This window comes from Methylohalomonas lacus, from assembly GCF_024808875.1.
GTDB lineage: Bacteria > Pseudomonadota > Gammaproteobacteria > Methylohalomonadales > Methylohalomonadaceae > Methylohalomonas > Methylohalomonas lacus.
The window spans coordinates 1-12,603 of sequence record NZ_JANUCT010000017.1 but is presented as its reverse complement, the minus strand read 5'-3'; the positions used below and the strand labels follow the sequence as shown (position 1 = coordinate 12,603).

14 protein-coding genes and 1 tRNA gene are annotated in these 12,603 nt (G+C 62.7%); 7 read left to right on the top strand and 8 right to left on the bottom strand.

Going from position 1 to position 12,603, the window contains the following annotated elements; translation table 11 throughout:
* Nucleotides 1-12: 12 nt before the first annotated feature.
* From J2T55_RS10930 to J2T55_RS10910, 5 genes are read left to right on the top strand one after another with little or no spacing between them, the layout of a single operon-like run.
* A complete protein-coding gene (locus J2T55_RS10930; RefSeq protein WP_259056574.1) occupies nucleotides 13-2,877 on the top strand; it encodes a formate dehydrogenase subunit alpha in 2,865 nt (954 codons plus the stop codon).
* Nucleotides 2,878-2,890: 13 nt separating this feature from the next.
* Nucleotides 2,891-3,484, top strand: a complete 594-nt coding sequence (gene fdh3B, locus J2T55_RS10925) for a formate dehydrogenase FDH3 subunit beta (RefSeq protein WP_259056572.1) — start codon at nucleotides 2,891-2,893, stop codon at nucleotides 3,482-3,484.
* Complete coding sequence (locus J2T55_RS10920) at nucleotides 3,484-3,684, top strand: hypothetical protein (protein ID WP_259056570.1); 201 nt, start codon at nucleotides 3,484-3,486, stop codon at nucleotides 3,682-3,684. Before fdh3B ends, J2T55_RS10920 begins: the two co-directional genes overlap by 1 nt.
* Nucleotides 3,681-3,851, top strand: coding sequence for a hypothetical protein (locus J2T55_RS10915; protein WP_259056569.1), 171 nt, complete (start codon nucleotides 3,681-3,683; stop codon nucleotides 3,849-3,851). The genes J2T55_RS10920 and J2T55_RS10915 overlap by 4 nt, the downstream gene beginning before the upstream one ends.
* Nucleotides 3,852-3,861: 10 nt before the next feature.
* Nucleotides 3,862-4,920, top strand: coding sequence for a formate dehydrogenase subunit gamma (locus tag J2T55_RS10910; RefSeq protein ID WP_259056567.1), 1,059 nt, complete (start codon nucleotides 3,862-3,864; stop codon nucleotides 4,918-4,920).
* A 12-nt stretch (nucleotides 4,921-4,932) separates the two neighbouring features.
* On the opposite strand, the gene J2T55_RS10905 is transcribed toward J2T55_RS10910, so the two are convergent.
* Nucleotides 4,933-5,448: a hypothetical protein gene (locus J2T55_RS10905; protein WP_259056565.1), complete on the bottom strand. Its 516-nt coding sequence runs from the start codon at nucleotides 5,446-5,448 to the stop codon at nucleotides 4,933-4,935.
* Nucleotides 5,449-5,657: 209 nt separating this feature from the next.
* Here J2T55_RS10905 and J2T55_RS10900 point away from each other — a divergent pair, with 209 nt between their 5' ends.
* Nucleotides 5,658-5,867, top strand: coding sequence for a dodecin (locus J2T55_RS10900; RefSeq protein ID WP_259056563.1), 210 nt, complete (start codon nucleotides 5,658-5,660; stop codon nucleotides 5,865-5,867).
* 63 nt (nucleotides 5,868-5,930) lie between these two features.
* Here J2T55_RS10900 and J2T55_RS10895 read toward each other — a convergent pair whose 3' ends face one another.
* The 7 genes from J2T55_RS10895 to J2T55_RS10865 form a co-directional block, all read right to left on the bottom strand.
* Nucleotides 5,931-6,452, bottom strand: a complete 522-nt coding sequence (locus tag J2T55_RS10895; protein ID WP_259056561.1) for a DUF1269 domain-containing protein — start codon at nucleotides 6,450-6,452, stop codon at nucleotides 5,931-5,933.
* Nucleotides 6,453-6,565: 113 nt separating this feature from the next.
* On the bottom strand, nucleotides 6,566-7,648 hold the full coding sequence (gene nadA / locus J2T55_RS10890) for a quinolinate synthase NadA (protein ID WP_259056560.1): 1,083 nt from the start codon (nucleotides 7,646-7,648) through the stop codon (nucleotides 6,566-6,568).
* A 25-nt stretch (nucleotides 7,649-7,673) separates the two neighbouring features.
* On the bottom strand, nucleotides 7,674-8,339 hold the full coding sequence (locus J2T55_RS10885) for an NUDIX hydrolase (protein ID WP_259056558.1): 666 nt from the start codon (nucleotides 8,337-8,339) through the stop codon (nucleotides 7,674-7,676).
* 393 nt (nucleotides 8,340-8,732) lie between these two features.
* Nucleotides 8,733-9,137 carry a GNAT family N-acetyltransferase gene (locus J2T55_RS10880; RefSeq protein WP_259056555.1) on the bottom strand — a complete coding sequence of 135 codons (405 nt, stop codon included), beginning with the start codon at nucleotides 9,135-9,137 and terminating at the stop codon, nucleotides 8,733-8,735.
* A gap of 36 nt (nucleotides 9,138-9,173) precedes the next feature.
* A complete protein-coding gene (gene aspS / locus J2T55_RS10875; protein WP_259056553.1) occupies nucleotides 9,174-10,955 on the bottom strand; it encodes an aspartate--tRNA ligase in 1,782 nt (593 codons plus the stop codon).
* Between the two features lie 90 nt (nucleotides 10,956-11,045).
* Nucleotides 11,046-11,705: a DUF502 domain-containing protein gene (locus J2T55_RS10870; protein ID WP_259056552.1), complete on the bottom strand. Its 660-nt coding sequence runs from the start codon at nucleotides 11,703-11,705 to the stop codon at nucleotides 11,046-11,048.
* Nucleotides 11,706-11,714: 9 nt separating this feature from the next.
* The gene (locus J2T55_RS10865) at nucleotides 11,715-12,101 is read right to left on the bottom strand and encodes an FmdB family zinc ribbon protein (protein ID WP_259056550.1); all 387 of its coding nucleotides are present in this window, start codon (nucleotides 12,099-12,101) and stop codon (nucleotides 11,715-11,717) included.
* Nucleotides 12,102-12,422: 321 nt separating this feature from the next.
* Here J2T55_RS10865 and J2T55_RS10860 point away from each other — a divergent pair.
* Nucleotides 12,423-12,498 (top strand) — tRNA-Lys (locus J2T55_RS10860).
* Nucleotides 12,499-12,603: the final 105 nt, after the last annotated feature.

Sequence of the window (12,603 nt, the reverse complement as noted above, 5' to 3'; positions counted from 1 at the left end):
CGGAGGTTGCCCATGAAGCTGTATCGTAAAAGCGAACGTCCGGGCGGTGTGGTCGACCGCCGTACCTTCCTGCAGCGCTCCGGCCTGGCGGTCGGCGGCGGCGTACTTGCCGGCAGCCTGCCGCTGACCATGGTTCAGCGCGCCCAGGCGCAGGACAAGGTCAATCCACCGAAGCCCGGCGTCGATACCGAGATCCGCAAGAGCGTCTGTACCCACTGTTCGGTCGGTTGCGGCGTGCTCGCGGAAGTGCAGAACGGCGTCTGGACCGGCCAGGAACCGGATTTCGACTCGCCCATCAACCTCGGCGCGCACTGTGCCAAGGGTGCCTCGGTACGCGACCACGGCCATGGCGAGAAGCGCCTCAAGTACCCGATGAAGCTGACCGGCGGCAAGTGGAAGCGCATCAGCTGGGAACAGGCGATCGATGAGATCGGCGACAAACTGCAAGAGGTGCGCGCCGAATCCGGTCCCGATTCGCTGTTCTTCTGCGGTTCGTCCAAGGCCAGCAACGAGCAGGCCTACCTGCAGCGCAAGTTCGCCGCCTTCTGGGGCAGCAACAACTGTGACCACCAGGCGCGCATCTGTCACTCGACCACGGTCGCCGGCGTCGCCAACACCTGGGGCTACGGCGCGATGACCAGCTCGTTCAACGACATGCATGTGGCCAAGTCGATGCTGTTCATCGGTTCGAACCCGGCCGAGGCGCACCCGATCGCCATGCAGCACATCCTGCGCGGCAAGGAAAACGGCGCCAAGATGATCGTCGTCGACCCGCGCTTCACGCGCACCGCCGCGCATGCCGACAAGTACGTGTCGCTACGTCCCGGCACTGACGTCGCCTTCATGTGGGGCATGCTCTGGCACATCTTCGAGAATGGCTGGGAAGATGAAGAATACATCCGCCAGCGTGTCTGGGGCATGGACGAGATCCGCAAGGAAGTCGCCAGCTGGACCCCGGACGAGGTCGAGCGCGTCACCGGCGTCGCCGAGGCCGACGTGCGCGAGGTTGCCGAGACCATGGCGAAGAACCGGCCGGGCTCGCTGGTCTGGTGCATGGGCGGTACCCAGCATCACATCGGCAACAACTTCACGCGCGCCTACTGCATCGTGCAGCTGGCGCTGGGCAACATCGGCAAGGCCGGCGGCGGTGCCGACATCTTCCGCGGCCACGACAACGTCCAGGGTGCCACCGACGTCGGTCCGAACAGCCATTCGCTGCCCGGCTATTACGGGCTGACCGACGACGCCTGGAGCCACTGGGCGCGGGTCTGGGATGTCGACCCCGACTGGCTCAAGGGCCGTTTCGACGCCGAATCCTATCTGAGTGATACCGGCGACATGCAGCCGGCGCGCAATCTGCCCGGCATTCCGGTGTCGCGCTGGATCGACGGCGTGCTTGCCGACCCGGCCGACCTGTCGCAGAAGGACAATTTCCGCGTCGCCTTCTTCCAGGGCCACGCCATGAACAGCCTGACGCGCGGACCGGAGCTGAAGGAGGCGCTGGAGAAGCTGGAGATGCTGGTGATCAACGATCCCTACCCGACCCACGCGGCGGTCGTGTCGGATCGCACCGACGGTGTCTACCTGCTGCCGGCGGCGAGTCAGTTCGAGACCTACGGTTCGGTGACGGCGTCGAACCGCTCGCTGCAGTGGCGCTTCAAGGTCATCGACCCGATCTTCGAGACCCTGCCGGATCACGTCGTGCTATACCGGCTGGCGCGCAAGCTCGGTTTCGACAAGGAGATGTTCAAGCACATCAAGGTGGTCGACGATGAGCCGAGCATCGAGGACACGCTGCGCGAGATCAACCGCGGCAGCTGGACCATCGGCTATACCGGTCAGAGCCCGGAGCGGCTCAAGCTGCACGCCGAAAACCGGCACACATTCAATACCACCACATTGAAGGCCGAGGGCGGTCCCTGCGATGGCGAATACTATGGCCTGCCGTGGCCGTGCTGGGGGACGCCGGAGATGGGCCACCCGGGCACGCCGATCCTGTACGACACGTCGAAGTCCGTGGCCGAGGGCGGCCTGACGTTCCGCGCCCGCTTCGGCACCGAACGCGACGGCGACAGCCTGCTGGCCGACGGCGTCTACAGCAAGGACTCCGAGATCAAGGACGGCTATCCCGAGTTCACCGCCGACATGCTCAAGCAGCTCGGCTGGTGGGACGACCTGACGCCGCTGGAAAAACGCGAGGCCGACGGCCGCAACTGGAAAACGGATCTGTCCGGCGGTATCCAGCGCGTTGCCATCAAGCATGGCTGTGCGCCGTTCGGCAATGCCAAGGCACGCTGCGTGGTGTGGACGTTCCCCGACCCGGTGCCGGTCCACCGCGAACCGCTGCACTCGCCGCGTCGCGACCTGGTCGAGAAATATCCGACCTACGAGGACATCAAAAGCTACTGGAGGGTGCCGATCAAGTATGCCTCGATCCAGCAAATCGACTACTCGCAGAAGTACCCGCTGATCTTCATCAGCGGCCGGCTGGTTGAATACGAGGGTGGCGGTGAGGAAACGCGCTCGAATCACTGGCTGGCCGAGCTGCAGCAGGAGATGTTCGTCGAGATCAACCCGGCCGATGCCAACGATCGCGGTATCCGCGACGACGAGTGGGTCTGGCTGGAAGGGCCCAATGGCGGTCGCATCAGGATCAAGGCCATGATCACGCCGCGCGTGACCCGCGGTGTCGTCTGGACACCATTTCACTTCGGTGGCTGGTACCAGGGCGTCGATCTCGTCGACAAGTATCCCAAGGGTACCGAGCCCTGGGTGCGCGGCGAGTCCTGCAATACTGCGACCACCTATGGTTACGATATCGTCACCCAGATGCAGGAAGTCAAACCCACGCTCTGTCAGATCGAGCGTGCGGGCTAGGAGGTAGTATCCAATGGCACGTATGAAGTTTCTCTGTGACGCCGAACGCTGCATCGAGTGCAACGCCTGTGTTGTCGCCTGTAACAACGAGCACGAGGTGCCATGGGGCATCAACCGCCGCCACGTTGTCACCATGAAGGACGGCGAACAGGGCGAGAAGTCGGTCTCCGTCGCCTGCATGCACTGTACTGACGCCCCGTGCGCGGCGGTCTGCCCGGTCGACTGCTTCTATACCACCGACGACGGCATCGTTCTGCATGACAAGGACATCTGCATCGGTTGCGGCTACTGTTTCTATGCCTGCCCGTTCGGCGCGCCGCAGTATCCCGAGCAGCAGGCGTTCGGCGTGCGCGGCAAGATGGACAAGTGCACTTTCTGTGCCGGCGGTCCGGGCGAGGACAACTCCGCCGAGGAGTTCGAGAAGTACGGCAAGAACCGCATCGCCGAGGGCAAGCTGCCGTTGTGCGCCGAGATGTGCGCGACCAAGGCGCTGCTCGGTGGCGACGGCGACGAGATCGCCGACATCTACCGCCAGCGCGTCATGAAACGCGGCGGCCGGCCGCAAACCTGGGGCTGGGAGACCGCCTACAAGGAGGGTGAGTCGTAATGGCGCAGCTGATCCGAAGAGCGGGTGCCGTACTGACGGTCACCCTGTTGCTCGGCGGCTGCTACGAATCGCCGGACGTAACCCTGCACGAACCGGGTGAATACAAGGGTCCGGACGATCCGTTCCTGGAAAAGGCAGCGGATCCCGAGCATCAGGAACAGTTGCAACAGCGCCTGGCGCGCGGGCAGACGGATCGATGAAGGCCGTCGCCCTGTCGTGTGCTTTACTGCTCACGCTGGCCGGCTGCGACTGGATCGGTGACCCCTGGGTCAGCGGTCCGGAGCAGCTTGCCGACGAGCGCAATCGCTCGCCGGAAACACAGCGCCAGCTGATCGACCGCGCCGAGCGCGGCCAGACGGATCGCTAGAGGGATGACGATGAAGACGACAGATCCCAATCGCAAAAGGCGCCTGCGGCGCATAATCAGCGGCTCGTTGCTGGTCATGCTGCTCAGCGCCATGCTCCTGCCGATGGCCTACTGGTCCGTGACGCAGCTGATGCCGGAGACCTTCGCCCAGCCGGTGACCGACACCAACCCGCGTTCCAACTACTGGCGCGAGGTGCGTGAAGGCACGCAGGGCTACAGCGCCGTCAAGGGGCAGGAGCGCGGTATTCTCATTCAGAACGGCGGTCAGAACTGGCGCCAGATCCGCAACGGCTGGATCGCCAATTTCGGTCCCTGGATCATGGCGCTGATGCTCGGTGCGATCGCGGCGTTCTACATCTGGCGCGGCCGTATCCGCATCAATGAAACCGAGTCCGGTCGCACGGTGCCGCGCTGGGCGCTGGGCGAACGTGTACTGCACTGGTACACGGCGATCCTGTTCATCATTCTCGCCATTACCGGTCTGAGCCTGCTGTTCGGCCGTGCCGTGTTGATCCCGCTGCTCGGGCCGCACTGGTTCTCCGGCTATGCCGAGCTGGCGATGTATACGCACAACTACGTTGGACCGTTCTTCTCGATCGGCATCGCGTTGATGATCGTGTTGTGGATCAAGGACAACATCCCCAACCGCACCGACTGGGAATGGTTCAAGCAAAGCGGCGGCATGGTCGGTGAGACGCACCCGCACGCCGGCCGCATGAACGGCGGCGAGAAGGCCTGGTTCTGGATCATCTGCTCGGTCGGCGTGGCGGTGGTCGCCTCCGGTTTTGTGCTCGACTTTCCCAACTTCGGCCAGTGGCGCGACACCATGCAGCTGGCCAACATGATCCACGGTGCGCTGGCGATCCTCTGGATCAGCGTCGCCTTCGGTCACATCTACATCGGTACGCTCGGTACCGAGGGTGCCATCTGCGGCATGACCAGCGGCCGGGTCAGTAGCGAATGGGCGCGCCAGCATCACGATCTCTGGTACGAGAAAGTGAAGCACCTCGAGGAGACGACCGCCGCCGCAGCCGCCCCGCCCCGCCACGAGCGACCGCCGCAGGCCTGATCGGTCAGCGGTTTACGGGAACGCCGGCTGTAACGGTTCGATGCCGCAATACTGCGTGCGCGGCACGTTCTGGCGGATCGCGTTGTAAACGTCCTGCACCTTTTCGGCGGGTACGTCGATCATGACCACCAGTCGGCCGCGCGCCAGCTCCTGGCGGAAGCGTTCCAGCAACGTGCTTGGTACCGAAATACCGACGATCGCCGCGCCGAACGCACCGACCACGCTGCCGAAGATCGTGATCAGGGCAATGACCGGCGCCTGATCGGCGATGCCGCCCGGCAGCAGTGATGACAGCGCCAGCAATATGGCGAACAGCAAACCGGTCACGGCGCCGATGCCGAAACCCTTGCCCAGCGCCGGCCAGAAATCGGAGTTCTCGTCCGGCGTCGCCTCGGGCAGGTCATCGGGCAGGTCGTCGGCGTTGGCCAGGATGTGGATGTGATCTTCTTCAATGCGCTCCAGCAACAGCCGATCGGTGAGCTTGCGAGCGCTGTCGTTGGAGTCGGTGAGAAAATACAGTCTCTGCATTGCACACCTCCCGGGTTAATGAATAACCATTCCGCGGCCAGGCAGAATAGCTATTGGCAATAAATTTATTTCTCTTAATAAAAGCCGACAATAAAGATCGTCAGCGTGTTCCTGAACGCAGACCGGTGGCATGTTTTGCTGACGGTGATGACGCTGGCCTGCTACGCTGAACCTGAAGGCATTAAAATATAAAACATAAGGAGAAGAGGATGAGCGAACATGTCTATAAAACCATCGAACTGACCGGTTCATCGGCAAAAGGTATCGAACCGGCAGTAGAGAACGCACTCGCAACTGCCGCCAAGACGGTGCGCAACATGCGCTGGTTTGAAGTTACCGAGACGCGCGGCCACATCGAGAACAACGCCATCGATCACTGGCAGGTTGTCATCAAGGTCGGCTTCACGCTCGACAAGTAAGCCCCGCGGCCCCGCGTGGCCGATCGTCCGCGCGGGGCCGCTGCAACCCGGCCGACGAACGGCTCAGGGAAACGCCGGTTTCAGCGGTTCCACACCGCAGTAACGGGTGTCCGGTACCACTTTGGTCACCCGGCGGCGAATTTCGTCGGCCTGGTCGCGGTGCACGTCGACGATCACCAGTATGCGGCCGTTATCCAGTTCAGGGTCGAAACGATCGAGGGCGTGGTTGGGCACCGAGATACCGGTAATGGCGCCGGCGAATGCGCCCAGCAACGCACCGAACGCGACGATGGCAAGCAACAACGGTGTATTGATCAGCATCGCCGGGCCGAGCCCGAACCAGGGGATAAAAGCCAGTGCCAGGGCGGCGACGAGACCGGCCAGGGCGCCGAGTCCCAGGCCCTTGAACAGGCCGGGGAAAAAGTCGGACAGCTCGTTACTGGTGGCTTCCGGCAGGTCCTCGGGCAACTCGTCGGTGTGTGTGACGATATGGATATGCGTTTCAGGTATCCGCTCGAGCAGCAGCTCGTCGGTAATCCGGCGGGCGCTGTCGATGGACCCGGTGAGAAAGTAAAGTCTTCTCATGAGGGTTCTCCAGCGCGTGGGGCGCGTTTTGACTGCCTGTCTCCCTAAAGATAGCAGTTCCGGCGCATTTTTCCGTGCCCGTTCAGTCGGGCGCGGGCCGCCCGGGCACCCCGTCAGGCGTCGTTGTTGCCCAGTACCTGCTGGTTGCGCGCGGCGGTGAACTCGAGCAGTCGTTCGATCGGCCGGCGGGCGCGCTCGATGATGTCCGGGGTGACGTAGATCTCGCCGGCACCGGTCTCGAGGACATGAGCCAGCTTGTCGAGACTGTTCATCGCCATCCATGGGCAGTGCGCGCAGCTCTTGCAGGTTGCGCTCTTGCCGGCGGTGGGTGCCTCGATGAGGCGCTTGCCCGGTGCCGCCTGCTGCATTCTATGGAAGATGCCGCGATCGGTGGCGACGATGAATTCCGGTGCGTCGATCTCGTGCACCGCCTTGATAAGTGCCGAGGTTGAACCGACCACGTCGGCTTGTTCGACTACGCTGGCGGGCGACTCCGGGTGGACCAGCACCCGCGCTTCGGGATGCTGGCGCTTGAGATCGGCCAGCTCGATACCCTTGAACTCCTCGTGCACGACGCATGAACCCTGCCACAGCAGCATGTCGGCGCCGGTTTCTTTCTGCACGTACTCGCCCAGGTACTTGTCCGGCGCCCAGATGATCTTCTCGCCGCGCGCCTGCAGGTGACGGACGACGTCGATGGCGCTGCCGGAGGTGACCATCCAGTCGGCGCGTGCCTTCACCGCGGCGCTGGTATTGGCGTAGACGACCACGGTGCGGTCCGGGTGCGCATCGCAGAACGCCGCGAACTCGTCCGGCGGACAGCCGATGTCCAGCGAACAGTTGGCTTCCAGATCCGGCATCAGCACGCGCTTTTCCGGGTTCAGGATCTTGGCGGTTTCACCCATGAAGCGCACGCCGCAGACCACCAGCGTCTGTTCGCTGGCGTCGTGACCGAAGCGTGCCATGTCCAGCGAGTCGGACACATGACCGCCGGTCTCGTCGGCCAATTGCTGCAGATCCGGATCGGTGTAGTAGTGCGCCACCATGACCGCGTCCTGTGCCTTGAGCTGTTGCTTGATGCGTTCGCGCAGCGTGTCGCGCTCGTCGGCGTCAAACTGCGGTTCGACGGTCGGCGGGATCTGTTCCGGCGACAGGCGCCAGTCCTTGAGTTCGATTGTCTGTGTTGCACTGGTCATGGTTCTCTCCACTCAAGGTGGCTCCTCACTTGATGAATTCAACCCGGCCCGGTGTCTGCGGCCGGTACAGCCGCGCCGGCCGGTGATTGCCGTTGCGGACCTTTTCCTCGGTTGCCGCCAGCAGGCCGTAGCTCAGCATGCGGCGACGGAAGTTACGCTTGTCCAGGGTCTGATCGAGAATGATCTCGTAGACCCGCTGCAGTTCGCTGAGCGTGAACTTGTCCGGCAGAAACTGGAACGCCACCGTCGAGTACTGCAGTTTCGCGCGCAGGCGCTTCAGCGCCGTGGCGATCACCTGGTCATGATCGAATGCCAGCGCCGGCAGATCCGTGCAGTCGAACCAGGTTGCCGCGCTGGCGTCGCTGGCGGCCTCGATGCGTATATGATCATGCGGTACCAGGGCATAGTAGGTGACCGTGATCACCCGCTCGCGCGGATCGCGATCCGGCGCGCCAAAAGTGTACAGCTGCTCCAGGAACACGCCACTGACGCCGGTCTCCTCCTGCAACTCGCGCAGCGCGCAAGCCTCGATGTCCTCATCGATATTCACGAAACCGCCCGGCAGTGCCCAGCAGCCGGTGAACGGCGGATTGCGTCGCTTGACCAGCAGCACCTGCAGGCGCTCGTCACGGATGGTGAACACCACCACGTCGGTGGTCACGGCCGGATGCGGATGTTCGTAGGTGTACATGGCAGCTAAGTGTTACCTCTACACTAAAGCTTAGTGTTTTCTGAACACTTAGGCAATTGGAATTTGTTTAAGTTGCGTGGGCGCGGTTTAAAAAGTTAGTGCTTACTGCTGTCTTTATGTCTGCTGGCTGGGCATTCTGAAAAAAACCGCAAATGAACGCGAATTAACGCAAATGCTTGGAGGGATTGAGGGAGCGTATCTTTTGTTCCTTCCCCCTTGATGGGGGAAGGTACGGATGGGGGTGAGTTAAACAGCCTCGATAATTCAATCACCCCCACCCTGACCCTCCCCCGTCGAGGGGGAGGGAAAGAAGGGTGCAAACCGGGGACATGGGTTACAGAATAAACCGGGTACATGGTTTACGTTTGTGGGTATCGGCAAGGATCGCCGGCGTCAGTCGTTTTTCAGAATCCAGGCGCCGTCGTGTTTGCTGAAGCCGATGTGCGGGTAATAGTCGGCGGCGGCGGGTGCGGACAGCAGGATGATCCTGGCTTTGGGGCCAAGCTGCCGGCGGCTGTGGTCGATGAGTGCGCGACCGACGCCGCGGCCCTGGTAGTCGCGGTCGACGGCGAGATCGGAGAGGTAACAACAGTAGCTGAAGTCAGTGACTGAACGCGCCACGCCGATCAGCCGATCGCCATCCCAGGCGGTGACGAGCAGGTTTGCGTGTTCGAGCATGGCGGCCACGCAGCCACGATCATCGACCGGGCGGCGTTCGGCCAGGCCGGATCGCTGCAACAGCTCGATGAACTGCTCGGCTGTCAGTGGCTGGTCGCTGCTGTAGCTGTATGTGCTCACTGTAACGTTCGGCCCGATCGGTTCAGGCCATGTTGCCTATTCCGACTTGGCCGCCGGCTTGGCCAGCCGCACGCCGAGTTCCTGCAATTGCTTCGGATCGGCGGTGCTGGGTGCCTCGGTGAGCAGGCAGCTGGCGGTCTGGGTTTTCGGAAAGGCGATGACCTCGCGGATCGAATCCTTGTTCGCCATGATCGTCACCAGCCGGTCGATGCCGAAGGCGATGCCGCCGTGCGGCGGCGCGCCGTACTGCAGGGCGTCGATCAGGAAGCCGAACTTGTCGCGTGCGCCCTGCTCGTCGATGTCGAGCACGTCGAGCGCGGCGAACTGCATGTCCGGGTTGTGGATACGCACCGAGCCGCCGCCGATCTCGTTGCCGTTCAACACCATATCGTAGGCACGGGCGAGCTGCGCGCCCGGGTCGGCCTTGATCGCCTGCGGGTCGTCGCTGCGCGGCGCGGTGAACGGGTGGTTGACCGCGTACCAGCGCTTTTCTTTGTCGTCGTATTCGAACAGCGGGAAGTCGATGATCCACAACGGCGCCCACTCGCCTTCGAGCAGGCCGCGGTCGACGGCCAGCTTCTGGCGCAGCGCGCCGAGGGCGTCGTTGACGACCTTGGTCTTGTCGGCGCCGAAGAACACCAGGTCGCCGTCGGCGGCAGCGGTGCGTTCGAGAATGGCCTCGACGACGTCGTCCGGCAGGAACTTGAGGATCGGCGACTGTAGGCCGTCCTTGCCCTTCGCCTTCTCGGTTACCTTGATGTAGGCCAGACCCTTGGCGCCGTAGCGGCCGACGAAGCTGGTGTAGTCATCGATTTCCTTGCGCGTCAGCTCGGCGCCGTTCGGCAGGCGCAGCGCGGCGATGCGGCTGTCGTCGTTCCTTGCCGGTTCGGCAAACACCTTGAACTCGACGTTGGCCATCAGGTCACCGACCTCGATGAGCTTCAGCGGGTTGCGCAGGTCCGGGCGGTCACTGCCGTAGACGGTCATCGCCTCGTCATAGGCCATGCGCGGGAACGGGTCCGGCAGGTCGACGTCGAGTACAGTCTTGAACAGCTGCCGGATCATGTCTTCCATGATCGCGGTGATGCCGTCCTCGTCCATGAACGAGGTCTCGATATCGAGCTGGGTGAATTCCGGCTGGCGATCGGCGCGCAGGTCCTCGTCGCGGAAGCAGCGCGCGATCTGGTAGTAGCGATCCATGCCGCCCATCATCAGCAGCTGCTTGAACAGCTGCGGCGACTGCGGCAGCGCGAAGAACTCGCCCTGGTGGACGCGGCTCGGTACCAGGTAGTCGCGCGCGCCTTCCGGTGTCGCCCGTGTCAGGATCGGTGTCTCGACTTCGGCGAAGTGGTGGTCGTCAAGGTAGCTGCGCAGCGCCTTCAGCACGCTGGCACGCAGGCGCAGGGTGCGCTGCATTTCCGGCCGACGCAGATCGACGTAGCGGTACTTCAGGCGCACGTCTTCGTGGATATGGTCGTCGTCGAGCTGGAACGGCGGTGTCTTGGCACGGTTCAGGATCTCGATGTCATAGCCGAGCACCTCGACCTCGCCGGTCGGCAGATCCGGGTTGACGGTCCCTTCCGGGCGCGCACGCACGCGGCCATGAATTTTGAGCACAAATTCGTTGCGCACGCTGTCGGCGACATTAAAGGAGTCTTCACGGTCCGGATCGAACACCACCTGGCTGACCCCGGTGTGATCGCGGAGATCGATGAAGATGACGCCGCCGTGGTCGCGCCGGCGCTGGACCCAGCCGCAAAGCGTGACTTCCTGGTCGATGTGTCCGGCGTTCAGTTCGCCGCAATAGTGTGTGCGCATGTCTTTCAGTTCGTCGTCAGGGGCGCCGGCCGGAACCCGGTCCGGGCGCGAGGAGCGTGGGTAAAGCGCGGAATGTTACGAGGCGACTGGTTATCTGGCAAGTTTGTCTGCGCCGGCAACGCTGTCGGGCGGCGGCGCGGCCGCCTCGCCATTGTCCTCGGAACTGATGACGCCGAGCGAAATGATGTACTTGAAGGCCTCCTCGACACTGATGTCGAGGTCGTGCACCTCTTCTTCCGGCACCATGATGATGAAACCAGAGGTCGGGTTCGGGGTCGTCGGAATGAACACCGACACCAGCGGTTGCTTCGTCTGGCGGTTGACCGTGCGCAGCGCGCGGCCGGTCATGAAACCGAGACTGAGTATGCCCTTGCGCGGGTATTCCACCGCCACCGCCTTGCGGAATGACTGGTTGCCGTCGGCCAGCAGCGTTTCGGTGACCTGCTTAACGCTGACGTAGATGCTGCGCACCAGCGGGATGCGGTTGACCAGCCCCTCCCAGAAGTCGACCAGCTTGCGGCCGAACAGGTTGGCGGCGAACACCCCGGTCAGCAGCAGAATGGCGACCGCCATCACCAGGCCGAAGCCGGGGATCTCGAAGCCGAGCACCGCCTCCGGCCGCCAGGCGGCGGGCAACAGCAGGAGCATGTTGTCGAGCAGTGTCAAAAACAGCCGGATGATGAACACCGTGGCGGCGATCGGCAGCCAGACCAGCAATCCGGCGATCAGATACTTGCGCAGTGACAACATGGACCGGGGCTATTCGGCCGCGGCTTTCTTGGCGGGTTTGCTGTCGGCCTTGCCGCTGTCACTGGATTCGGACTTCTTGTTATCGGTCTTGCTTTCCGGCTTACTGTCGCCCGACTTGTCGGCCTTGTTTTCGGACTTCGACTCGCCGGCATCCGCCTTGGCGCCGTCGCCGGACTCGCCGGCGGACTTGCTCTTGGCGTTGCTGCCCTTGTCCTTGTCGCGGAAATCGGTCGCGTACCAGCCCGTACCCTTGAGCACAAAGGCCGAGGCCGAAACCAGCTTGCTCAGCGCCTCAGCACCGCATTGCGGGCAGGTGGTGAGTTTCGGATCGCTGATTTTCTGCAGCGCCTCAAGCTCATGGCCGCAGTCGGAACAACGATATTCGTAAATTGGCACAGTAGAGTCCCCATAAATACTTAAGAATGCAGGGAATATGCGGTGCAACAAGAGGAATTTCAAGCCCGCCGGCGGCAAAAATACCGGCAAACCGCCAAAAATACCGATCAGGCGGCAAATCCGGGTTTTCGTCGGCGCTCGAGTTGGGTAAACTTCCCCGCCTTGTCCGGACGCCCGTCCGGAGCAGCTCGTGTAGCGCAAAGCTCACCCGTGCAGGAGGCACGGCGCAAAGGCTCTCAGCCTTTGCGAAGCGAAGCCCGAATTCACTTCGGGCTGAGTGTATCAGGCAGCGGACAGGACGTCCGCTGCCGACAGAAAAACGGGTCGTTAGCTCAGTCGGTAGAGCAGTGGACTTTTAATCCATTGGTCGTAGGTTCGAATCCTACACGACCCACCATTTCTCCATAGGTGCTTACCGGACACATCGGTAACACTTTATTCCGAGGACATGGGTAACACTTTTGATGCGAACGGGTTGAAGCCGACGGGCTCGACCCGGTCC

What these genes read in the sequence shown, in the direction of transcription:
- J2T55_RS10900 (WP_259056563.1), top strand. Translation starts at nt 5,658, where the DNA reads ATGAGCGAACATGTCTATAAAACCATCGAACTGACCGGTTCATCGGCA.
- J2T55_RS10905 (WP_259056565.1), bottom strand. Translation starts at nt 5,448, where the DNA reads ATGCAGAGACTGTATTTTCTCACCGACTCCAACGACAGCGCTCGCAAG.
- J2T55_RS10920 (WP_259056570.1), top strand. Translation starts at nt 3,484, where the DNA reads ATGGCGCAGCTGATCCGAAGAGCGGGTGCCGTACTGACGGTCACCCTG.
- J2T55_RS10915 (WP_259056569.1), top strand. Translation starts at nt 3,681, where the DNA reads ATGAAGGCCGTCGCCCTGTCGTGTGCTTTACTGCTCACGCTGGCCGGC.
- aspS (WP_259056553.1), bottom strand. Translation starts at nt 10,955, where the DNA reads ATGCGCACACACTATTGCGGCGAACTGAACGCCGGACACATCGACCAG.
- nadA (WP_259056560.1), bottom strand. Translation starts at nt 7,648, where the DNA reads ATGACCAGTGCAACACAGACAATCGAACTCAAGGACTGGCGCCTGTCG.
- J2T55_RS10930 (WP_259056574.1), top strand. Translation starts at nt 13, where the DNA reads ATGAAGCTGTATCGTAAAAGCGAACGTCCGGGCGGTGTGGTCGACCGC.
- J2T55_RS10910 (WP_259056567.1), top strand. Translation starts at nt 3,862, where the DNA reads ATGAAGACGACAGATCCCAATCGCAAAAGGCGCCTGCGGCGCATAATC.
- J2T55_RS10885 (WP_259056558.1), bottom strand. Translation starts at nt 8,339, where the DNA reads ATGTACACCTACGAACATCCGCATCCGGCCGTGACCACCGACGTGGTG.
- J2T55_RS10870 (WP_259056552.1), bottom strand. Translation starts at nt 11,705, where the DNA reads ATGTTGTCACTGCGCAAGTATCTGATCGCCGGATTGCTGGTCTGGCTG.
- J2T55_RS10895 (WP_259056561.1), bottom strand. Translation starts at nt 6,452, where the DNA reads ATGAGAAGACTTTACTTTCTCACCGGGTCCATCGACAGCGCCCGCCGG.
- fdh3B (WP_259056572.1), top strand. Translation starts at nt 2,891, where the DNA reads ATGGCACGTATGAAGTTTCTCTGTGACGCCGAACGCTGCATCGAGTGC.